22 protein-coding genes are annotated in these 21,375 nt (G+C 73.4%); 13 read left to right on the forward strand and 9 right to left on the reverse strand.

What is annotated here, in order from left to right:
• The first annotated feature begins 136 nt into the window (after positions 1–136).
• From serS to BU198_RS25980, 4 genes are all read left to right on the forward strand, one after another.
• Positions 137–1,411, forward strand: coding sequence for a serine--tRNA ligase (gene serS / locus BU198_RS25965; protein WP_188299298.1), 1,275 nt, complete (start codon positions 137–139; stop codon positions 1,409–1,411).
• 52 nt (positions 1,412–1,463) lie between these two features.
• Positions 1,464–2,315 carry an HAD family hydrolase gene (locus tag BU198_RS25970; protein WP_188299299.1) on the forward strand — a complete coding sequence of 284 codons (852 nt, stop codon included), beginning with the start codon at positions 1,464–1,466 and terminating at the stop codon, positions 2,313–2,315.
• Between the two features lie 219 nt (positions 2,316–2,534).
• Positions 2,535–3,257, forward strand: a complete 723-nt coding sequence (locus BU198_RS25975; protein WP_188299300.1) for a FadR/GntR family transcriptional regulator — start codon at positions 2,535–2,537, stop codon at positions 3,255–3,257.
• A gap of 64 nt (positions 3,258–3,321) precedes the next feature.
• Entirely contained in the window at positions 3,322–4,593 is a 1,272-nt protein-coding gene (locus BU198_RS25980; RefSeq protein ID WP_188299301.1) for a CynX/NimT family MFS transporter, read from the forward strand.
• Positions 4,594–4,677: 84 nt separating this feature from the next.
• On the opposite strand, the gene BU198_RS25985 is transcribed toward BU198_RS25980, so the two are convergent.
• The 4 genes from BU198_RS25985 to BU198_RS26000 are packed head-to-tail and all read right to left on the reverse strand — an operon-like array spanning position 4,678 to position 8,329.
• On the reverse strand, positions 4,678–5,394 hold the full coding sequence (locus BU198_RS25985; protein ID WP_188299302.1) for an ABC transporter permease: 717 nt from the start codon (positions 5,392–5,394) through the stop codon (positions 4,678–4,680).
• A 58-nt stretch (positions 5,395–5,452) separates the two neighbouring features.
• Positions 5,453–6,370: an ABC transporter ATP-binding protein gene (locus BU198_RS25990; RefSeq protein ID WP_188299303.1), complete on the reverse strand. Its 918-nt coding sequence runs from the start codon at positions 6,368–6,370 to the stop codon at positions 5,453–5,455.
• A 29-nt stretch (positions 6,371–6,399) separates the two neighbouring features.
• A complete protein-coding gene (locus BU198_RS25995) occupies positions 6,400–7,299 on the reverse strand; it encodes an ABC transporter permease subunit (RefSeq protein WP_188299304.1) in 900 nt (299 codons plus the stop codon).
• Positions 7,283–8,329 (reverse strand): ABC transporter ATP-binding protein, encoded by a 1,047-nt coding sequence (locus BU198_RS26000; protein WP_188299305.1) that lies wholly within the window; start codon positions 8,327–8,329, stop codon positions 7,283–7,285. The genes BU198_RS25995 and BU198_RS26000 overlap by 17 nt, the downstream gene beginning before the upstream one ends.
• 217 nt (positions 8,330–8,546) lie before the next feature.
• On the opposite strand from BU198_RS26000, the gene BU198_RS26005 reads away from it, so the two are divergent.
• The 4 genes from BU198_RS26005 to BU198_RS26020 are packed head-to-tail and all read left to right on the forward strand — an operon-like array spanning position 8,547 to position 12,406.
• Entirely contained in the window at positions 8,547–8,981 is a 435-nt protein-coding gene (locus tag BU198_RS26005; protein ID WP_188299306.1) for a hypothetical protein, read from the forward strand.
• 13 nt (positions 8,982–8,994) lie between these two features.
• Positions 8,995–11,277, forward strand: coding sequence for a hypothetical protein (locus BU198_RS26010; protein ID WP_188299307.1), 2,283 nt, complete (start codon positions 8,995–8,997; stop codon positions 11,275–11,277).
• Positions 11,274–11,885, forward strand: a complete 612-nt coding sequence (locus BU198_RS26015) for a hypothetical protein (RefSeq protein ID WP_188299308.1) — start codon at positions 11,274–11,276, stop codon at positions 11,883–11,885. The genes BU198_RS26010 and BU198_RS26015 overlap by 4 nt, the downstream gene beginning before the upstream one ends.
• Entirely contained in the window at positions 11,882–12,406 is a 525-nt protein-coding gene (locus BU198_RS26020) for a hypothetical protein (protein ID WP_188299309.1), read from the forward strand. The genes BU198_RS26015 and BU198_RS26020 overlap by 4 nt, the downstream gene beginning before the upstream one ends.
• A gap of 43 nt (positions 12,407–12,449) precedes the next feature.
• On the opposite strand, the gene BU198_RS26025 is transcribed toward BU198_RS26020, so the two are convergent.
• Both BU198_RS26025 and BU198_RS26030 read right to left on the reverse strand, forming a co-directional pair.
• The gene (locus BU198_RS26025; RefSeq protein WP_188299310.1) at positions 12,450–13,337 is read right to left on the reverse strand and encodes an LLM class flavin-dependent oxidoreductase; all 888 of its coding nucleotides are present in this window, start codon (positions 13,335–13,337) and stop codon (positions 12,450–12,452) included.
• Between the two features lie 56 nt (positions 13,338–13,393).
• Positions 13,394–14,305, reverse strand: coding sequence for a serine/threonine-protein kinase (locus tag BU198_RS26030; protein WP_188299311.1), 912 nt, complete (start codon positions 14,303–14,305; stop codon positions 13,394–13,396).
• 87 nt (positions 14,306–14,392) lie between these two features.
• Here BU198_RS26030 and BU198_RS26035 point away from each other — a divergent pair, with 87 nt between their 5' ends.
• The 4 genes from BU198_RS26035 (at position 14,393) to BU198_RS26050 (ending at position 18,120) form a co-directional block, all read left to right on the forward strand.
• Positions 14,393–14,938: a sigma-70 family RNA polymerase sigma factor gene (locus BU198_RS26035; protein WP_317620322.1), complete on the forward strand. Its 546-nt coding sequence runs from the start codon at positions 14,393–14,395 to the stop codon at positions 14,936–14,938.
• Positions 14,935–15,816, forward strand: coding sequence for a hypothetical protein (locus BU198_RS26040; protein WP_188299312.1), 882 nt, complete (start codon positions 14,935–14,937; stop codon positions 15,814–15,816). Before BU198_RS26035 ends, BU198_RS26040 begins: the two co-directional genes overlap by 4 nt.
• 94 nt (positions 15,817–15,910) lie before the next feature.
• Positions 15,911–16,633: a hypothetical protein gene (locus tag BU198_RS26045; RefSeq protein ID WP_188299313.1), complete on the forward strand. Its 723-nt coding sequence runs from the start codon at positions 15,911–15,913 to the stop codon at positions 16,631–16,633.
• Between the two features lie 242 nt (positions 16,634–16,875).
• On the forward strand, positions 16,876–18,120 hold the full coding sequence (locus BU198_RS26050; protein ID WP_188299314.1) for a hypothetical protein: 1,245 nt from the start codon (positions 16,876–16,878) through the stop codon (positions 18,118–18,120).
• 45 nt (positions 18,121–18,165) lie between these two features.
• Here BU198_RS26050 and BU198_RS26055 read toward each other — a convergent pair whose 3' ends face one another.
• Positions 18,166–18,354 (reverse strand): hypothetical protein, encoded by a 189-nt coding sequence (locus tag BU198_RS26055; protein WP_188299315.1) that lies wholly within the window; start codon positions 18,352–18,354, stop codon positions 18,166–18,168.
• A gap of 161 nt (positions 18,355–18,515) precedes the next feature.
• Here BU198_RS26055 and BU198_RS26060 point away from each other — a divergent pair, with 161 nt between their 5' ends.
• Positions 18,516–19,358, forward strand: a complete 843-nt coding sequence (locus tag BU198_RS26060) for an HAD family hydrolase (protein ID WP_188299316.1) — start codon at positions 18,516–18,518, stop codon at positions 19,356–19,358.
• 81 nt (positions 19,359–19,439) lie between these two features.
• On the opposite strand, the gene BU198_RS26065 is transcribed toward BU198_RS26060, so the two are convergent.
• Positions 19,440–20,360 carry a phosphate ABC transporter ATP-binding protein gene (locus tag BU198_RS26065; protein ID WP_188299317.1) on the reverse strand — a complete coding sequence of 307 codons (921 nt, stop codon included), beginning with the start codon at positions 20,358–20,360 and terminating at the stop codon, positions 19,440–19,442.
• A gap of 23 nt (positions 20,361–20,383) precedes the next feature.
• The coding region (locus BU198_RS26070; protein WP_223244942.1) for a sortase domain-bontaining protein at positions 20,384–21,375 on the reverse strand (992 nt) is incomplete at its 5' end.

Raw genomic sequence — 21,375 nt, forward strand, 5'->3', positions numbered from 1 at the left:
CCCCAGCCTGTGGATAACCCGCCCCCGGAGCGTTCCCCACGCGTTCCCCACAGGAGTTATCCACAGGCCGGGGGGAGTTATCCCCAGGGAAAAAGCCGTACCGGTGGAGGAACGGCCGACCGGTACGCTTGGGCCTGTGATTGACCTTCGCCTGCTTCGTGAGGACCCTGACCGAGTGCGCGCCTCGCAGCGCGTCCGTGGCGAGGACGTCGACCTGGTCGACGCCCTCCTCTCCGCCGACGAACGGCGCCGGTCCTCGGGCAGCCGCTTCGACGAACTGCGCAGCGAGCAGCGGGTGCTCGGCAAGCAGGTCGCCCAGGCCAAGGGCGAGGAGAAGGCCGCCCTGCTCCAGCGCACCAAGGACCTGGCCGCCGCGGTCAAGGCCGCGGACGCCGAACAGGGCGCGGCCAAGGAGGAGGCGGACCGCCTGCTCCGCTCGCTGGCGAACCTCATCGACCCGACCGCCCCGGTCGGCGGCGAGGAGGACTTCGTCACCCTGGAGGAGATCGGCACCCCGCGCGACTTCGCCGCCGAGGGCTTCGAGCCGCGCGACCACGTCGAGCTCGGCCAGATCCTGGGCGCGATCGACACCGAGCGCGGCGCCAAGGTCGCCGGTGCCCGCTCCTACTACCTGACCGGCGTCGGCGCGCTGCTGGAGCTCGCCCTGGTCAACATGGCGATCGCCCAGGCCACCGCGTCCGGCTTCATCCCGATGATCACCCCGACCCTGGTCCGCCCGGCCGCCATGGACGGCACCGGCTTCCTCGGCCAGGCCGCCGAGAACGTCTACCACCTCGCCGAGGACGACCGGTACCTGGTCGGCACCAGCGAGGTCCCGCTCGCGGCGTACCACATGGACGAGATCCTCGACGCCGAGAAGCTGCCGCTGCGCTACGCCGGCTACTCCTCCTGCTTCCGCCGCGAGGCCGGCACCTACGGCAAGGACACCCGCGGCATCATCCGCGTCCACCAGTTCGAGAAGGTGGAGATGTTCGTCTACACCACTCCGGAGGACGCGGAGAACGAGCACCGCCGCCTGCTCCAGTGGGAGAAGGACTTCCTCAACGCGCTGGAGCTGCCGTACCGGGTGATCGACGTCGCCTCCGGCGACCTCGGCGCCTCGGCCGCGCGCAAGTTCGACATCGAGGCGTGGATCCCCACCCAGGGCAAGTACCGCGAGGTCACCTCGACCTCCAACACCACCGAGTACCAGGCCCGCCGGCTGTCGATCCGGATGCGCGAGAAGGGCAAGACCCGCCCGCTCGCCACCCTGAACGGCACCCTGGTCGCCGTCCCGCGCACCATCGTGGCGATCCTGGAGAACCACCAGCGGGCCGACGGCTCGGTCGTCGTGCCCGAGGCACTGCGGCCGTACCTCGGCGGGCGGACCGTCCTCGAACCGGTCAAGTAGCCCGGTCCGCAGCACCCAGCACCACCCGCCACTCCCGGGAGACGCACGGCCCATGAGCACCATCAGCCCCAGCCCCGCCTCCCCCGGAGCCCCCGGCGGCGACCTGCCCTACCGGCTGGTCGCCACCGACCTCGACGGCACCCTGCTCACCAGCGAGGAGACCGTCTCCGAGCGCACCCGCGCCGCCCTGGCCTCGGCCACCGGCGCGGGCGCGCTGCACATCATCGTCACCGGACGCTCGGCCGTCTGGGCCCGCCCGGTCTTCGACGAGATCGGCTACACCGGGATAGCGGTCTGCGGCCAGGGCGCCCAGGTGTACGACGCCGGCGCGCACAAGCTGCTCACCTCGCTCACCCTGGACCGGCAGCTGGCCGCCCTCGCGATCGAGAAGATCGAGGCCGAGACCGGCCCGCTGGCCATCGCCGCCAACCAGGACGGCCTCGACGGCCAGGTGCTGGCCGGCCCCGGCTACGAGTTGCAGATCGGCTCCGAGCTGCCGGTCGTCAGGGTCGAGCGCGACGGGCTGCTCACCGCCCCGCTCGGCAAGCTGTACATCCAGCACCACGCCCTGACCGACGACGCCCTCGCCGAGGCCGCCAGGCGCGCCGCCGGCGACCTGGTCGGCGTGGTGATGGCCGGCGCGGGCGTGGTCGAGCTGCTCCCGCTCGGCCTGTCCAAGGCCACCGGACTGGCCGTCGCCGCCCGCCGCCTGGGCGTCCGCGCCGCCGACACCATCGCCTTCGGCGACATGCCCAACGACGTCCCGATGTTCGGCTGGGCCGCCCACGGCGTCGCCATGGCCAACGCCCACGAGGAACTCCTCGCGGTCGCCGACGCCGTCACCGCCGGCAACGACGAGGACGGCGTCGCCGAGGTCCTGGAGCGCCTCTACCCGCAGCGCTGACGCCCTCCGGCCGTCGGCTCCCCGCTGCGGCCCCCGCCGCGCGCAGGTCCCCGTGTCCCCGGTGGGACGCGGGGACCACTTGTCCGCGCAGCGGCCGTCCGGAGGGCCGATCGGGTGTTCACGTGCTGTTCAGGGGTGGGTTGTAGGATGACCGGGCAAGCGGTTGTAGGATGACCGACGACCGATGATGACGTGTGCGGTGACAAAGGGAGGTCCGGCATGAGCGGCGGTCTGCAGGCGGCCGGACGGCGCTCCCTGGTCGACACCACGATCGAGCAGCTGCGGGAGCAGCTCGCGGCCGGGGCGTGGCCGGTGGGGTCGCGGATTCCCACCGAGCACGAGCTGGCCGAGCGGTTGCAGGTCGGCCGGAACACCGTGCGGGAGGCGATCCGGGTGCTGGTGCACGCCGGAATGCTGGTCTCCCGGCAGGGCGAGGGGACGTTCGTCCGCTCCACCAGCGACCCGGCGTCCGTGCTGCGCGGCGTCCAGCGCTCGGGCATCCGGGACGTCCTGGAGGTCCGTGCGGCGCTGGAGACCGAGGGCGCCCGGCTGGCCGCGCTGCGGCACACCCCCGAGGACGTCCGGCGGATGCGGGCCGCGCTGGCCCGGGAGGCCGAGGTGTTCGCGGCGCACCCCGAGCGGGCGAGCCGCGAGGCCACCGTCGAGCACGACCTGGAGTTCCACACCGCCGTCGTCGAGGCCGCGCACAACCCCGCGCTGACCGAGGTGTACCGCTACTTCGGCGCCTCCGTGCGCGAGTCGATGACCTCCGCCTTCGGCGACCACGAGATGCCCGAAGCGGTCGTGGCCACCCACGAGGCACTGGTCGACGCGATCGAGAGCGGTGACCCGGACCTCGCCGAGGCCGCGTGCCGTGCGCTGCTCGCCGAGCCGACCGCGGCCGTCGAGCAGCTGCTCGCGGCCATCGCGGCCCGGAAGTAGGACGGCGCGAGCCTCCCCTTCCGTCGTCCGCTTCCACGCACATTCACGAAAGAACAGCACACCCATGGCCGTCACCCGTGCCCAGCAGCCGGTTGCCACCACTCCTGCCCCGCTCCCCGTCCGCGCCCGGCTGGCCCATCCGTTCCTGCTGCTGACCGGCATCGTGCTGGTCGCGCTGAACATGCGCGCCTGCCTGGCGGCGGTCTCCCCGATGGTCGGCGAGATCCAGCGGACCTTCGGCCTGTCCGCCACCGCGAGCGGGCTGATCACCACCGTGCCAGTGCTGTTCCAGGGCGTCGGCGCCCCGCTCACCCCCCGGCTGACCCGCCGCTTCGGCACCGAACGGGTGGTGCTCGGCGCGGTACTGGTGCTGGGCGCGGGCGTGCTGCTGCGGGTGCTGCCCTCGGTGGCGGCCCTGTACGCGGGCTGCGTGGTGATCGGCGTGGCCATCGCGGTGCTGAACGTGTCGATGCCGGGCCTGGTCAAGCGCGAGTTCCCGGACCGCGCGGCCACCATGACCGGCGTCTACTCGACCACCATGCTGGTCGGCGCGACCCTCGCCGCCGGCACCTCCGTCCCGCTGGAGCACGCGCTCGGCGGCGGCTGGCGGGCCTCGCTCGGCGCCTGGTCGCTGCTCGCGCTGGTCGCGGCGGTGGCCTGGCTGCCGCAGGTGCTGCGCTCCCGGCAGGAACGGCAGGAGCAGCAGGGGCGGCCGGGGACGACGGCCGCGGCCGCCGCGGCCGGCAAGCCGATCGTGGGCATCTGGAAGTCCCCGCTGGCCTGGCAGATCAGCCTCTTCATGGGCATCTCGTCGCTGCTGGTCTACACCCTGGTCGCCTGGATGCCGACCATCCTGGCCGACCACGGCATGGACCGCGGCCAGGCCGGTCTGGTCTTCGCCTTCTCCAACCTGGTGCAGGTGGCCGGCGCCTTCCTGGTGCCGCTGATGGCCGGCCGGATGACCAGCCAGCGCGCGCTGGCGGTGACCATGGCCGTCCTGAACGGGCTGGGCATCGCGCTGCTGCTGGTCGCGCCGGTCTCCGCCGCGTGGGTGTCGGCGACCATCCTCGGCGTGGCCCAGGGCGGTTCGCTGGGCCTGGGCCTGGCGTTCATCGTGCTGCGCACCCGTACCGCGGGCGGCGCGGCCCAGCTGGGCGGGATGTCGCAGGCGATCGGCTACCTGGTCGCGGCGGTCGGCCCGGTCGGCGCCGGTGCGCTGCACCAGCTGACCGGCGGCTGGGACGCCACCCTGCTGCTGATGCTGGTCCTGGTGCTGGTGGTCGGCGCGGCCGGCTGGGGCGCGGGCCGCAACCGCACCCTCGGAACCGCCTCCTGAACCACCCGCCGGCCCCGCCCGGGCCGCGCCCCGCGGATCACCGCCGTACGGATCACCACCGTGCGGCGGTGATCCGTACCGGGCTCACTCCTCGCCCGCGAGGGTCAGCCCGGCCAGCTTCACCGAGGCGAACACCGTCGCCCCGACGGTGACCGCCAGCAGCAGCGGCACGGCCGCTCCGAGGGAGACGCTCGCGGTGATCGCGTCCTCCCCCGCGACCGCCCCGGCCACCGCCCGGCCCCACTGCTGGATGCTCAGCGTCCGGGCGCCCTCGACGTAGTTGCCGACCAACGACTCCCAGATCAGGGCGTACGCCAGCCCGGCCACCACGGCGTGCCTGGTGACCACGCCGAGCAACAGGAACAGCGCGCTGTACGCGGCCCCGGCGACCAGCACCGCCACGGTGTAGCCGAGCGCCACGCCGTCCTGGGTGCCGTAGAGGATCAGCCCGGCCAGCAGCGTCGGGACCACCGAGAACAGCCAGGTGACGCCGATCGCGACGGCCAGCTTGGTGGTGACGATCCGCCACCGGGGCAGCGGCTTGGCGAGCAGGTAGACGATCGAGCCGTCGTCGATCTCGTTGGCGATCACGCCGGTGCCGACCACCAGCCCGAGGATCGGGACCAGGGTGCCCAGGCCCAGCTCGCCGACGATCTTGAGGGTCATGCGGTGCTCGTCGGCGTCCGATCCGGCGGCGATGGCCGCGGCGACCAGCAGCAGGACGGGGACCACCAGCAGCAACAGGCCGCGGCGGCGGCCCAGCAGCCCGCGCAGGGTCAGCCTGGCGACGGTGGGGTTCATGGTCGGTCGGCCCCTTCCTGGGTCCGGTTGGTCGGTGACAGCACGGGGTCCGGGGTCCTCATGCGGAGACCAGGTAGGAGAAGACGCTCTCCAGCGATTCGTCCGCCGGGGAGACGGTGTACAGCCGGATGCCGGCCTCCCCGGCAACCCGGGGCAGCAGGGTGGTGAAGCCCTGGAAGTCGACCGCCTCGATCCGCAGTGCCCGCTCCCGCTCGTCCACCTCGATGCCGGAGGTGGAGCCGTCGGCGATCAGCGCGGCGGCGAGCCGCCGGTCGTCGCTGGAGCGGACCAGGTAGCGGTGCGGGCGGTCGGTCATCAGCCGGCGGATCTTGCGGAAGTCGCCCGAGGCCGCGTGCCGCCCGGCGACCACCACCTCGATGTGCCGCGCCAGCTGCTCGACCTCCTCCAGGATGTGGGAGGAGAACAGCACGGTGCGGCCGTCCGCGCCGAAGCGGCGCAGCAGTTCCATCAGCTGGAGCCGCTGGCGCGGGTCCATGCCGTTGAAGGGCTCGTCGAGCAGCAGCACCGACGGGTCGTGGACCAGGGCGGAGGCCATCTTGACCCGCTGCTTCATGCCCTTGGAGTAGGTGCCGGTGCGGCGGTCCTTGGCGTAGGCCATCTCCACCAGGTCCAGCGCCCGGCGGGCGGCGGCGCCCGGCTGGGGCAGGCCGTGCAGTTCGGCGTTGGCGAGGACGAACTCCCAGCCGGTCAGGTAGTCGTACATCGACTCCCGCTCGGGCACCAGGCCGACCTGCTCGTACACCCGCTGGTTGCGCCAGATCGGCGCGCCGTCCAGGGTGACCGAGCCGCTGGAGGGCGAAAGGAACCCGCTCATCATGTGGATGAGGGTGGACTTGCCCGCGCCGTTCGGCCCGAGCAGACCGGTGATGCCGGGGCCGATGGACATGGTGATGTCGTTGACCGCGACCACGTTCCCGAACCACCGGGAGACCTTGTCGATGCTGATGGTGGCCATGCCGCCCTCTCTCAGACCCTGCTGTCGAATCAGACGCGGCTGTAGCGGCGCAGCAGCAGCCGGTACGAGCCCGCCACCATGGCCACCGCGACGAGCGCGAACACCACCAGCCCTAGGCCGCCGGGCGCGTGCCGGCGGTCGAAGCCCTCACCGAGCCCGAACAGCTCGTTGACCAGGGCATCCACCAGCTCGGTGGGCGAGATCAGCGACGTCCACTGCGCGGCGTCGCTGCCGCCGTTGTAGGGGTTGCTGATCCCCACCGCGATGGCGCCCAGCGCGGCGCTGACCGTCAGGTAGCCCATGATGGCCGCGACCCCGAAGCCCCGGCGCGGGGTGGTGGCCGCGATCAGCACGGCCACCGAGGTCGGCACCAGGGCGTACATCACGGCCGCGGCCAGGCCGTACAGGAAGTGCCCGGTGTTGTGTCCGAAGTCCATCCCGCTGAGCAGCGAGCCGACGTACAGCACCAGCAACGGGGCCGTCATCAGCAGCAGTTGGGCGCAGGCCATGGCGCCGAACTTGGCCCGGACGTAGTCGGAGTGGGTGATCGGGCGGGAGAAGTAGAGCGGGACGGTCAGGTAGCGCAGGTCACGGGAGAGCAGCACCGGGGCCTGGGAGGCCAGGAAGACCGAGACCACCAGGCTGAAGTTGGAGAGGTAGCCGGTGTACTCGATCGGCAGCTCCTCCCGCTTCGTCACGATCGCCACCGCCACGAAGATCACCGCGGGCAGGGTGATCACGCCCAGCACGATCATCGGCAGCACCTTGGACTTGCCGGAGCGGCCGAGGCCGTACGCGGCGCGCAGGCTCTGGGTGAAGAGCGCGCGGGTGGCGTAGGCGCGGCCGAGCCGGGGGCCGGCGTAGCCGCGGTAGCCGATGTCGTGGATGACGCCGGTGTCGGTGGGCCTGGTCTCAGGAGGCAGCGCCATCGTTCGTCCCTCCCTTGCTCTGCTCGGTGTCCCTGCCCCGGCCGGTGTTCTGGGCCTCGTCGGCCTGCTGGGCTTCGGCGTGCTGGGCGTCGGTGTCCTGGGCGTCGTCGGTGAAGAGCTCGGCGACCCGGTGGCGGCGCTGCTCCAGCCGGACCAGGCCAAGGCCCAGACCGGCGACGGTGTCGCGGATGGTGTCGTACGTCGTGTCGTCGGCCAGCCGGACCAGCAGCAGGTGCGAGCCCTCCGACTGGACGGACAGGCCGGCCGCGGCGAGGCGCTCGCGGACCATCGGACCCGGCTCCGCGCCGTGGTCCTCCGGGAGGTCGGTGACCTCCACGGCGAGGACGGCCGTCGCCTCGGTGAAGGAGGCCGTGGAGGAGGAGCGCAGCAGCTTGCCGCCGTCGATCACGACCAGGTGGTCGCAGGTGCGCTCCAGCTCGCCGAGCAGGTGGGTGGTGACCAGCACCGAGATGCCGAAGTCGGTGTGCACCCGGCGGATCAGCCCGAGCATCTCGTCCCGGCCGGCCGGGTCGAGGCCGTTGGTCGGCTCGTCCAGCAGCACCAGCTTCGGATCGTGCACCAGCGCCTGGGCGAGTTTGACCCGCTGTTTCATGCCGGTCGAGTAGCCGCCCATCGGGCGGTACCGCTCCTCGTACAGGCCGACGTGCCGCAGGGTGTCCGCGGTGCGCTCACGGGCGGCGGTGGCGGGCAGGCCCGCCATCCGGGCCATGTGCACCACGAACTCGGTCGCGGAGACGTCCGGTGGCAGGCAGTCGTGCTCGGGCATGTAGCCGACCTGCGCGCGGATCTCGGGGCCCCGGGTGGCGATGTCCAGGCCGAGGACCTCGCCCCGGCCCGACGTCGCCGGGGCCAGCCCGAGCAGGATCTTGATCAGTGTGGACTTGCCCGCGCCGTTGGCCCCGACCAGACCGACCACACCCGGCCGCACCTCTACGGTGAGCTGGTCGAGGGCGGTGACGCGGGGAAACCTCTTGGTGAGGCCGTCCGTCTTGATGACAGCTGTGGACACACCGACCAACGTAACGGGCTTGTCCGGCAAGGGCCATGAGCTGGAATGACGAGGCCGTCTGCTGCTGCGGTATGACGTCGGGCCCCCGTACCCCTAGGGGGTCGGCAAAGGCGGAACCCGCCTGTACTCTTTGTCGGCATCTTGACGTACTTGCCGAATTCTTTGCCGACGGGGGTGCCGGAGCAGCAGCGCTCCGGCACGGAGGGGATCGATCGACATGTCTGATCGGGCGACCGCGTTCGACCGGATGATGAACCCTTGGGCCTATGACGCGGACGGGAACCTGACCGCCCGGGCCCGCGCCCAGGAGGCGGCCCGCACCGAGATCAACTCGGCCTCGGCGGGCAGCGGTGGCGGCGGCGGTGGCTTCAGCGCCGACCCCGGCGCGCTCACCGCCGCGGGGAACAGCTCCGACCAGATCCACGCCCGGCTCAACGCCGACGGGCGCGGCGCCGACGAGGCCACCGCCAAGGTCTCCACCGCGCTCGCCAACTGGAGCACCGGCAAGGCCGCGCAGGGCGCCGCCGGCACCTGGGACCAGTGCGTCGCCGCCCTCGGCGCCACCGTCGGCCAGACCACCCAGGCGCTGCGCGCCACCGCCGCCAACTACCGGCAGAACGAGTCGGCCGTCCAGCACGACCTCGGCGCCTGAGAGGACCCCAGCGATGGTCGACTTCCACGAGCTCAGCACCGCCGACTTCGGCGTCCTGGACAACGCCGTCACCGCCTGGACCACCGTGGCCCAGAAGATCAAGTCGATGGACGACGACTGGGACAGCACGGTGATCGCCAAGGTGAACTCCGCCTGCTGGAGCGGCCCCTCGGCCGACCAGGCCCGCCCCGGACTCCAGCGCACCAACGAGCAGTTGACCGCCGCCGCGACCGAGGCGAACGCCTTCGCCTCGATCTTCAAGGAGGCGTCGACCGAGTTCAAGGCGGCAAAGGCCAAGCTGGACAAGGCCGTCGCGGACGCCCGCGCCGCCGGACTGACCGTCACCGACAACGGCACCGTCAGCTGGCCCCCGGCCGACTCCGCCACCCGGCACGACTACGAGGCCCTCCGGGACTACCAGAAGGAGTGGGGCGACAAGGCGGAAGCCGCCCGCAAGGCGATCGACGCCGCCGTCGCCGAGGCCACCGCCGCCGACGAGCGGATCGCCTACGCGCTGCGCGCCGACAGCACGACCGACCCGCAGAAGTCCTTCAACGGCAAGGCCATCGGCGGCGGCCCCGAGGCCGACGGCAAGCGCGCCGCCCAGCTCGCGGCCAGGGGCGGCGACATCACCGAGCCCGAACTCACCGAGCTGAACTCGCTGCTGGCCTCGCACGGCGGCGACCCGAAGTTCGCCACGAAGTTCTACCAGGACCTCGGCCCGGACGGCCTGATCAAGTCCTGGAACGGCATGGTCGGCGACCCGGCGCACCCCCGCGACGACAAGGACCCGCGCTGGAAGGCCTACCAGCAGCTCCAGAAGAACCTGGGGCTCGGCCTGGCCACCGCCACCCGCACCACCAATGAGCCGCACCTGTCCGACGAGTGGGCCGCCGCCCTGCGCAAGGCCGGCTCCCAGCCGGTCTGGGACAAGCCGTACCGGGCCTCGGGCCTGGACTACGTGCCGTACGGCTACCAGGTGCTCTCCGGCATCCTGATGAACGGCGACTACGACGCCCACTTCATCAACCCGATCGCCGAGCACGTCACCCAGCTCGACACCCAGGACAGGTACTGGCCGGCCCCGATGCCCGGCTCCAGGATCCAGGGCTTCAACCTGAGCGGGGGCGACGAGGCGGGCTCCGGCTTCCGCCCCACCACCGCCGTGCTGGAAGCGCTCGCGCACAGCCCGGAGGCGGCCAACACGTTCTTCACCGAGCGGCCGACCGCGTACAACGAGGACGGCACCGTCAACCAGGGCGGCAAGCCCAAGCCCCCGGACTACTTCGACTACTACGCCCACGACAAGGACTGGATCCCGGACACCACCTCCCGGGACTCCAAGGTGTGGGACCAGAGCAAGCAGGCCGGGCCGGCCGCCTTCGGCCGCGCCCTGGAGGCCGCCACCACCGGCCACCCGTACGACGAGCCCGGCCCCGTCCCGCCGGAGCGGCACACCACCGAGCAGTCCGACCTGATGAAGCGGGTCGTGGACACCTTCGGCCGGCACGGCGACGACGGGGCGCTGGACGACATCAAGGGCGACGGCAAGCTCGCCGCCATGCGGGGCAGCCTCGGGCACATGACCGCCGAGTACATCGGGGACGTGCAGAACTCCCTCTCCCACGGCACCGACCTGCCGGTCAACGGCTCCCCCGCCGCTCTCGACGCCTCCTCCGTGGCCGGGCTGCTCGACGCGCTCGGACGCGACCCGGACGCGTACGGCGCGGTGACCAACGCCAACCAGGCGTACACCACCGCCCTCATCCGCGGCCACCTGGACAGCGGGCAGACCGACTTCGCCCGGCTGGAGTCGGACATCAAGCACAACGCGGAGTCCGGCGGCGTCGTCGGCGGCTACCTCAACCAGGCCCGGGTCGACGAGGTGCACAACCAGCACGCCGCCTCCGACAAGGAGTTCAACGACGCGCTGGAGAAGAACGTCGGCTACGGCAAGACCGCCTTCAACTCCGTCATCGGCACCGTGACCGACAAGATCCCGCTCGGCGGCGAGATCGCGGGCGAGATCGTCGACTCGATCGCCGAGAGCGTGATCGAGGCCAACAAGAAGGACACCACCGAGGACGGGCGCCAGGAGAGCCGCAACCACACCGCCGAGGCCGAGGGCCGGGTGGCGCGGGGGGCCGACCAGGCGGTCAGGGACGCCGGCTCCGGCACCGGGATGACCCGCGAGGACATCGACCGGCTCGCCAACAGCGCCCGCGACAGCTCCCTCCAGGGCATGGCGCGCGGCACGGCGAACAACGTGAGCACCAACGCGAAGGGCGACGCGTGAGCGGACTCGCGGCCCGCTGGGCCCGGCTCCTGGCCGGCTGGTGGGCGGGCCGGTGGGCGGGGCGCCTCCACGATCCGCTGCTGCTGCCGGCCGCGCTGGTCGTGGCGGTGGCGGCCGCCGGGTACGTCGGTTACCGGGACTGGCAGGGCCACCGCCCGGTCGAGGCCGCGGGACGGTCGGCCCAGCTCTGCCGGCAGCCCACCGGCGCCGACACCCCGCTCGGACGGCTGCTGCCGGCCGGCCGCCAGGACTCCGAGGAGCGGATCCGCTCCGGCGTCCGCGCCACCGACCAGCAGACCTGCACCGTCCGGATCGACGGACGCACCGTGCTCACGGTCACGTCCGTCCTGCGCACCGGGGACATCGCCCTGACCTCCGCGGACGCCAAGCGCCCGGACGCCCGCCCCTTCGACGTGCCCGGCCTGTCCGCGGCCTGGCCGGGCGGCGCCGCCGCGGCCCAGTACTGCCTGACCGGCCCGAGCGGCTACGTCGAGGTGCAGGTCACCGCCGGGGAGGCGGCCCGCACCGACGGTGCGGACGGCCTCGACGCCCTCGAACAGGTCGACCGCGCCGCCCTGGCGGCGCTGACGAAGGAGTTCTGCCGGTGAAGCACCCCCGGGCCCTGACCGCGGGCGGCGCCGCGCTGCTGCTCGGCGGCGGCCTGCTCGGCTGGCACCTGTACCTCGACCACACCGCCTACCGGCCGCCGGCCGTCGCCCTCTCGCACGGCGAGTGCCTCGGCCTGCTCGACGACCCGGACGTCACCGCGCTGCTCGGCGGCGCTCCCCGGGTCTACGTACAGACCGACCACCGGACGGCGGACGCGACCGCCCCGGCGTCCGTCCGGTGCTCGGTCAACGGCGAGGGCGGGCTGCTGCTCACCGCCGAAGCCTCCGTCGGCGCCGAGCTGACCGGCGGCGACAGCCGCGGGGCGGCCAACTTCGACTGCGTGCTGGACGGCAGGAGCACCGGCTACCGGGCCGTGGTCAGGCTCACCGGCAAGGACGGCAGGGCCCTCGCGGACGAACCCGGCCGCCGGCGGATGGGCCGGCTGGCCGGCGGCTTCGCCGAACGCGCCGGGAAGCAACTCGGCTGCGCTGGCGGCGCCGAGCGGCTCGACGTGATGTGAGCCGCCCGGCACCGGGGAGGGACCGAGGCCGGCCGTATCCGGCTCAACCCAGCTGGGCCAGGCCCTCGGTGGCGATCCGCTCGAAGACGGCGAGGTCGTTCTCGAAGATCGAGTCGGGGACCGGCCAGTGGATCACCAGCTCGGTGATCCCGATCTCCCGGTAGGTGCCCGCCCAGTCGACGAACGCGTCCAGCGAGGCCAGCGGCCGCTCCGCGGTCGAACCCTGGAGCAGCACCTTCTCCAGCGTCGCCACGTCCCGGCCCGCCGCCTCACAGGCCGCGGTCAGCTTCCCGATCTGCGCCGCGACCACGCCGGGCGCCTGCTCGACCGGCACGTCCGCCGGGCCCTTCGGGTCGCCGTACGTCACCCAGCCCTGCCCGTGCTCGGCCGCCAGCCGCATACCGCGCGGCCCGGCGGCCGCCACGTAGAACGGCAGCCGCGGGGTCTGCACGCAGCCGGGGACGTTCCGCGCCTCGACCGCCGAGTAGTACGTCCCCTCGCGGGTCGTGGCGTCGTTGCGCAGCAGCTCGTCCAGCAGCGGCACGAACTCCCCGAACCGGTCCGCCCGTTCCTTCGGCGACCACGCGTCCTGCCCCAGCGCCGTCGCGTCGAAGCCCGTGCCGCCGGCCCCGATCCCCAGCGTGAACCGCCCGCCGGACACGTCGTCCAGCGTGATCAGGTCCTTCGCCAGCGTCACCGGGTGCCGGAAGTTCGGCGAGGACACCAGCGTGCCCAGCCGCAGCCGCTCGGTGGCCGTGGCCGCCGCCGTCAGCGTCGGCAGGGAGCCGAACCACGGCTCGTCCTGGAACGACCGCCAGCTCAGGTGGTCGTACGTGTACGCGGTGTGGAAGCCGAGTTCCTCGGCCCGCCGCCAGATCTTCTGCCCCTCGCTCCACCGGTGGATGGGGAGGATCACTGTGCTCAGTCGCATGGCAGCGACCCTACGGTAGCCGTCAGCGGCCGGGGCCCTCCGACTTGACGACCGCTTCAGCGCCGCAGCCAGCTCAGCAGGGTCGTCGCCGTGAACACCGTGGCCGACGCCAAACAGACCGCGCGCGGGGTCAGCCACCCGGGGCCCTCCAGCGGCCGGGACTGCGGGACCGGAGCCAGCAGCGCGTCCGCGAAGGCCTGGGCGGTCGGCGGTCGGTCCGCCGGCTCGACGGACATCGCGGCCCGTAGCAACACGGCGACGTTCGGCGGGAGTTCCGCTCCTGCCGGGAGCGCCGGCAGCGTCGAGGCGTTCTGCCGGTCGGTCATCAGGGCCGTGGCGCGTCCGCCCGGGCCGAACGGCTTCTGCCCGGTCAGCAGCTCGTAGGCCACGACGGCCAGCGCGTACACGTCGGCCCTCCCGTCGAACCCGCCGGTCTGGAAGGCCTGTTCCGGTGCCATGTACGCGGGCGTGCCCGTGGTCACCGTGAGCCCGGAGGCGTCGGCCAGTTGCTTGGCGCTGCCCAGGTCCGCCACCAGCACCGCGGCGGGCGCGGGGCCGGCGGCGAGCAGCAGGTTGGACGGCTTGACGTCGCGGTGCACCACGCCCGCCTCGTGCAGGACCTGGACCGCGTAGCCCGCCTCCGCGGCCAGCCGCAGCGCCTCCTGCGGGTCGCACTGCCCGACCCGGTCCGCCAGGGTGCCGCCGCGTACGTGGTCCATGACGAAGTAGGGCCGGTCCTCCTGCACCCCGACGTCGTGCACCCGGACCACCCGCGGGCTGGCGATCCGGCGCAGCAGCCTCGCCTCCGCCAGGAACCGCTCGCGCACATCCGCGTTGGCGGCCCAGTTCTCGGCCAGCACCTTCACCGCGACCTCGGTGTCGAGCTCCGGATCGTAGGCCTTCCAGACCGTCGCGAAGGAGCCGGCTCCGAGCCGCTCCTGGAGGAGGTAACGGCCGAGCTTGCGCATGTGGCAGCATTCTGCCGGAGTCGGGGGGAGTGCGGAACTCCCGTTCGACGGGCGGGGTGCCGGGCGGGACGGAACGGGGGGATCCGGGTGTTCGAGGACGGCGAGCTGGAACGGCTCGTGGCGGCTGCCCAGGCGGGGGAGCCGGGGTCGACGGAGTACCTGCTGGCCAAGCTGCGGCCGGTGGTGCTGCGCCGCTGCTCGCGCTTCCTGCCCCACCACGCCGACGCGGAGGAGGCCGCGCAGGACGCGCTGCTGTCCATCAGCACGCACCTCGGCGGGTACGGCGGCCACGGCTCCTTCCTGGGCTGGGTGACGGTGATCGCCTCGAACGCCGCCCGGTCCACCTACCGCTCGATGCGCCGGCGCGCCGAGGACAGCCACGCCGACCTCCCCGAGTCCGTCGACCCGCGCACCACCAGCGTCATCGCCGGGACCCGGCTCGACCTGATGGAGGCGCTGGCCGCGCTGGAGCGGCAGCACCCCGCCCTGGTGGAGGCCTTCGTGCTGCGCGACCTGGGCGACCTGACCTACGTCCAGGTGGCCGAGGAGCTGGACGTTCCGCTGGGCACGGTCAAGGACCGCATCCACCAGGCCCGCCGCTTCATGCGCGAGCGCCTGGTCACCGGCCTGTGAAGAGCGGTCCCGCGGTGGGCGGCGGCCACGCCGTCGTCCGGGCCCGGTCCGCCGTCGCCGCCCTGGTCGCCGCCGCCACGCTCGGGCTGGTCACCGGCCGGTTCGTCCTGCCACCGCCCCCCGACGGCACCGGGTACCCGGCGGCGCGACCGGGTACCGCGGTCGGCGGCGCGTCCCCGGGCACGTCCGCTCCCGCGACGCCCGACGGGTCCGTCCCGGCGCCCGGGTCCTCGGCCTCCGGCTCCGGCTCCGCCTCGCCGACCGGTGCGACCGGTGCGACCGGTGCGACCGGTGCGACCGGGCCGGTGACGACCGCGAACCTTCTGGGGCCCGCGGCGTTCGGCCCGGACCTCGACACCGAGCGGATCCACGTCACCGACCGCTTCGGCGACGGGGCTTACGCCAACGCGGCCTGCTCCGGCGAGAAGACCCTCACTCAGACCCTGGGCGGGCCCGGTGCCCACTTCCGCGGACTGATGACCGGCCCCCGCACCTCCCCGGAGGACCCCACGCGGTCCGCCGACCACGACGGCCAGGTCGCCCGCGAGGTCGCCGCCGCGGCCCAGAGCCCTTCCCTGGCACAGAACTTCGCCGACCGCCTGCTGCTGGAGGAGGTGCCCTGCCAGGAGGCGACACCAGGGCACTGGGTCTACGGAAGGACCACGACGGTGCGGCTCGCCCCGGACGTCACCGCGAGCTGGATGGGCAGCTACCAGGGCTCCCTCAACACCACCCGTACGGCGCCCGAGGGCAAGGAGCCCTGCGGCGGCATCGCCGTGCTGCGCAGCGGCAACCACTACGCGGTGCTGGAGGTCGATGCCTGCCTGGGGACGGCCGCGATGGACCGCGTGGTCAGGACCGCTCTGTCACAGCTGTGAAACAGCCGGTCCGGGCTCCAACTTTCCCTTCTCCGGCGGCATCTCCCCGGTTGTACGAGGACGCAGCAGGCGTCCCGACCAGCAGGGGGACCAGATGACCGAGAACCAGGCCGTCCAGCAGAAGTCCGTTCGCCGCAACCGGGTCGTCGCCGCGGCCTGCTTCGCCGCCTCACTGATCACGGTCAGCGTCGTCGGCGGGAGCCAGTCGGCCACCGCCGACGGGACCGCGCCCGACGCCGCGCACCGCACCGCGGTCGCCGCCCGGCCGGTCACCGCCGCCCACCCGGCCGAGGCCGCCGCGCCCGGGCTCGGCTCCGCCGGCCTCGTCCAGAGCGAGGACTACGTCCGGCAGGGCCTGAACCCGGTCGGCGCGACCATCGATCTGACCGGACGCGAGGGGCTGTCCGCGTGCTCCGGCGAGGAGACGATGCGCGGCCTGACCGCGGGCAAGGCCACCGGGTACGCGTCCGTGACCTGGACCTTCGACACCGACAGCCGACTGAAGGAGTCGGCTGCGAGCGCCCCCACCGGGACCGCGGCCGACACCTGGGAGAAGCAGCTCGTCGCGCTCGTCCAGGAGTGCCAGGACGAGCCCGCCGGCCACTGGTACTACGGCGCGGCCCACACCCTGACCGTCAACGGCGGCACCGCCCGCTGGTACCTGTCCTACAACGGCGACGGCGCCGTCAGCGGCGGTGCCGCGGTCCTGCGCACCGGCACCAGGGTCGCCGTCGTCGAGCTCACCGGCCGGCCCACCGACGTCCCGGCCTCTGTCGAGGGCATCGTCACCGCGGCACTGAACCGCCTCCGCTCCTGAACGGCAGCCCCGCTCCGCCGCGCCGGCGGGCGGAGCGGGGCCCGGCGTGGAACCACCGGGACGGGTGGTCCTGGCGGGTTCGCCACCCACGCTTCGGCTCGCTTCCCTACACTGCCCCGAGACGCCGGAACGTCCCTCCCCTCAGATCGCCCCGGCTCCGGACGGAGCGGGCGGGCGGGTCAGGGAGTATCACGTCCACCGGGCGCGGTGGACATCGTGACCTCAGGAGCGGGAAGGCTTCCATGACTGTCGTCGTACCGAGCGAGGACGAGGCGCCGTTGCGACGCCTGATCGAGCGAAGTGCCGAACTCAAGGGCGAGCTGGTCGCCTTCGGCCAGAGCGCTCTCTTCGACCAGTGGTTGACTCCTCTCCTGCTGGAGGCCGCCGGCCCGGAGTCGGAGCTGGAGGAGAGCGCGGCGATCCGGATCGTCGACCACTTCATCCTGCGGTACCGCCTGCCGGACGGTTCGACCGTGGTGGACCGGTTCGTCGCCGGCCGCCGGGACTTGACCGACACCGACCGGGAGACGCTGCTCGGCTGGCGCGACCCGGTCGAGGGCGTCTTCGAGATCCGCCACAACGACGGGGATGCCCTCGTCCTGCTGAACCTGGTCGACGACCTGGAGTACCGCACGTACTCGAACCTCGGACGGGCCGCCTTCCGCGGCGTGCCCAAGGGCGGCTTCCTCCTCACCTGCCTGGTGCCCCTCCACTCGGCCGACGGGGTGTGGCTGGTCTCGGGGGCGATGTCGTCCTACCCGAAGTCGAGTGCCCCGGAGATCGCCCGGACCGCGCTCCGGCTGGCCGCCGGCCGACCCGAACTGGTCTTCCGCAACCCCGAGAAGATCGAGCGGGGATGGCGCTCGATGCGGGAGGACCGGGCCGGGTTCGTCGCGTTCTTCGGCAGTGACGAACTGGTCCTCCCTCCGGCCGAAGCCGAGGACCGGCTCAACGCCTACTACCGGCACCGGCAGGAGGCGGCCGTCGCCGCGCATCCCGACCGGGCCCGGGGCGGGCGGCTCCCCGGCCTGGCCTTCCCCGCCTTCGAACTGCCGCGAGGACTCGCCCACTCGGACACCGTCGGCGTCATCTACGACGAGGTCGACGGGCTCAACTTCTACCCGGACTACGGGATGCTGCGGGACCTCTTCGCCGACCCGGCCCTCCCTGGCCGCAGCCGGCACCAGGACCTGCTTCGGGTATACCTGCGCGAGGAGTCGGTCACGCCGCTGCCGGTCCGACGCCTGGCTGCCGCCCACCCGGAGACGGTCGACACGGTGTTCCGCAAGCTCCTGCGGAGGCCCGGATTCACCTGGGTCGAGCACGGCGAGGAGCTGCTGCGCCGGTACAAGCCCTGGTACTACGCGAGCGAGCCGCGCCCCGGTGTCTCCGTGATCGGCGAGCGCCTCGGCGAACTCGCCTCCGGTACCCGGCGGCAGAAGTTCACCAGGGCACGGCGCGGACCGCGTGGGTCCGATCGCCCGTAGCGGTGGGCTGTGCCTTCGAGGGCCGTGGGCGGGCGCGGCCGGGCGCTACGGGTGGGGGCGGGTGCGCTGGGCGGGGAGGGAGGGGGCGGCGGTGCGGCGGGCCAGGTCGGCGAGGGTGTGGAAGAGGACGTCGCCGAGCAGGACCGGGTCGCGCGAGGCGGCGGGCGCCTGCGGGTCGCCGGGGTCGGGGCGGGCGGTCTGGGGCGGCTGGTCACTGAGCTGGCGTGTGGGCATGGCTCTTCCTGCCGACGGGGTGGCCGTGGGCAGTCATGCCCGGCGTGTCCTGCCGGGGACCACCGGCGCGGGCGGATCGGCCGGAAACGGCGCATGAAGGGCTTGATCACGGCGAGGACGGCAGGCGGGCGCGGGCCCGTGACGGTGACCTCGGGGCACCGATGGGCGAAGATGGACCGGTGACCGAACCGCGCACCGCCCTCCGCCTCATCGCCACCGACCTGGACGGCACCCTGCTCTGCTCCGGCGGCACCGTCTCCGACCGCACCGCCGCGGCGCTGGCGGCGGCCGAGGCGGCCGGGGTGCAGGTGGTGTTCGTGACCGGGCGGCCGCCGCGCTGGATGCAGCAGGTGAGCCCGCACATCGGCGGTCACGGGGTGGCGATCTGCTCGAACGGCGGCGCGGTGGTGGACGTGCGGCGCGGCGAGCTGCTGGAGAGCTTCCCGCTGCCGGTGGAGACCACCCTGGCGGTGGTCGAGGCGCTGCGGGCCAGGCTGCCCGGCACCGCGTTCGCCTTCGAGTACCCGGGCGGCTGGGCCAGGGAGGCCGGGTACGCGGTGCCGATGTGGGGCGACGAGCTGGAGCACGAGGTCGGCAGCGCGGAGAAGCTGCTGGGTGCCGGCGGTCCGGTCCGGGGCCTGTTCAAGCTGCTGGCCAAGCACCCTGACCTCGACCCGGACAAGTTCCTCGCGGAGGCCGGGGAGGCGGCCGGGCACCTGGCCGAGATCACCCGCTCCGCGGCGATCCCGCTGCTGGAGATCAGTGCGCCCGGCGTCACCAAGGCCAGCACGCTGGCCCGCTGGTGCGCCGGGCGCGGGATCGACCGGAGCGAGGTGGTGGCCTTCGGCGACATGCCGAACGACCTGGAGATGCTGGCCTGGGCCGGCACCGCCTACGCCGTCGCCAACGCGCACCCGCGGGTGCTGGCGGCGGTGCCGCTGCACACCGTGAGCAACGAGCAGGACGGCGTCGCGGCGGTGCTGGAGCGGCTCCTCGGCCGGTAGGGCCGCAGCAGCCGCCCCACCGGCCCGGACCGGACCGGCCCGGACCGACGCAGCCCGGACCGGCACAACCGGCTGGCCGGCCTAGCCGAAGCGGCCGTTGACGTAGTCCGAGGTCCGCTGGTCGCGCGGGCTGCCGAAGATCTGCTCGGTCGGCCCGGCCTCGACGATCCGGCCCGGGGTGTCATGGGTGGCCAGGAAGAACGCGCAGGACTGCGAGACGCGCTGGGCCTGCTGCATGTTGTGGGTGACGATCACGATGGTGAGCCGCCCGCGCAGTTCGTCGATGGTCTCCTCGACCCTCCGGGTGGAGGTCGGGTCGAGCGCGGAGCACGGCTCGTCCATCAGCAGGATGTCCGGCGAGACGGCCAACGACCGTGCGATGCACAGGCGTTGCTGCTGGCCGCCGGAGAGCGCCCCGCCCGGGGTGTGCAGCCGGGTGGACACCTCGTCCCAGAGCCCGGCCCGGCGCAGGCTGGTCTCCACCAGGTGCCGGCGCTCCTCCTTGGAGACCTTGATCCCGGCCAGCTTGAGCCCGCTGGAGACGTTGTCCTGGATGGACATCGCCGGGAACGGGTTGGGCCGCTGGAACACCATGCCGATCCGGCGCCGCACCTCGGCGGGGCGCCGGCCCGGCCGGTAGACGTCGTCGCCGTCCAGCAGCACCTCGCCGGCGAGGGCGGCGCCGCGCACCATCTCGTGCATCCGGTTGAGGATCCGCAGGTAGGTGGACTTGCCGCAGCCGGACGGGCCGATCAGCGCGGTGACCTCGCCGGCCGGCATCGCCAGCGAGACCCGCTCCAGCACCTTGCGGCTGCCGAACCAGGCGGAGACCTCCCGGGTCTCCAGCCCGGCCAGCGGCTCGCCGTCCTGGTACCGGCCGTCGGCGCCGTACGGCTCCGCGCCGTACGTCCCGGCGGGCGGCGCGGGGGCGACCGGGGGGAGGGTGATGGTGTCGGCGACCGGGTCGGTCGCCGTGGTGTCGGTCAGTGGTGCGTCGGTCATCGGAACGGTCCTCCGGGCGCGCGTCAGTAGAGGTTGGGCAGCAGGGCGGCGGCGTTCTCGTAGACCGCCCAGAGCAGCGCGGCGGCCACCGGCGCGAGACTCAGGTACGCGGCCGAGCGCCGCCAGTACCGGGCCAGCACCAGGGCGCCGGCCACCGTACCGAGCAGGCCGAGCGACCACAGCTGGAGCGTGGCCAGGGCGCCCTTGTCCGCGGCGAGCGCCTTGTCGTACGGGATGGTCGCGGGGCGGCCGCCGGGGTTCTGCTGCGGGTCGCCCTCCAGCCGGGCGCCGATCAGCACGGTGGAGCCGGGGATCCAGTCGGAGTCGCCGGTGACCAGGACGAGCCGGTTGCGGGCCGGGTCGACGACCGGGTGGTCGCCGTCGCCGTACACGTTGACGGTGTAGGTGAACTTGCCCTGCCCGGTGGTGGCTTCGATCTTGTCGCCGACCCGCAGCCTGGACAGGTCGGCGAACGGGGCGCCGAAGGTGGCGCCGCGGCCGAAGAGCACCGCGACCCCGCCCTGGCCGGGCAGCGCGGTGTCCCTGCGGTGGCCGGGGCCGCGCATCAGGTCCCGGCCGGTGGTGCCCTCGACCACCACGGCCTGGTGCAGGCCGATCGCCGGGATGTCCAGCAGCGCCACCGGGGCGCCGTCGGCGGCGGCCCGCACCAGCCGGCGGGAGTAGACCCCGGCGGCGCGCACGGCGACCTGGTCCAGGCCCTGGTCACCGGTCAGCACCGAGGCCAGCCGGGCGGTGGCCCTGGCGTCCACGGTGGCGGGGACGTCCACCAGGCCGCCCCAGCGGTCCGGGTGCTCCAGGGCGGCGACCCGGCCGGCCCCCCACACCTGGGCCTGGAACGGGTCGCGCAGCGGGTCCGAGCCGCCGACCGACACCGCGCCGCTGGTGACGGTCCACAGCGGCGCGCCGATCCCGGCGTCGCCGAGCGCCTGCAACAGGACCAACGAGGCGGTCAGCCCGTCCCGGCCGAGCGCGGTCAGCGACAGCACGCCCGCGA

Origin of the sequence: Streptomyces sp. CBMA156 (genome assembly GCF_014596515.1) — a bacterium.
Taxonomy (GTDB): domain Bacteria; phylum Actinomycetota; class Actinomycetes; order Streptomycetales; family Streptomycetaceae; genus Kitasatospora.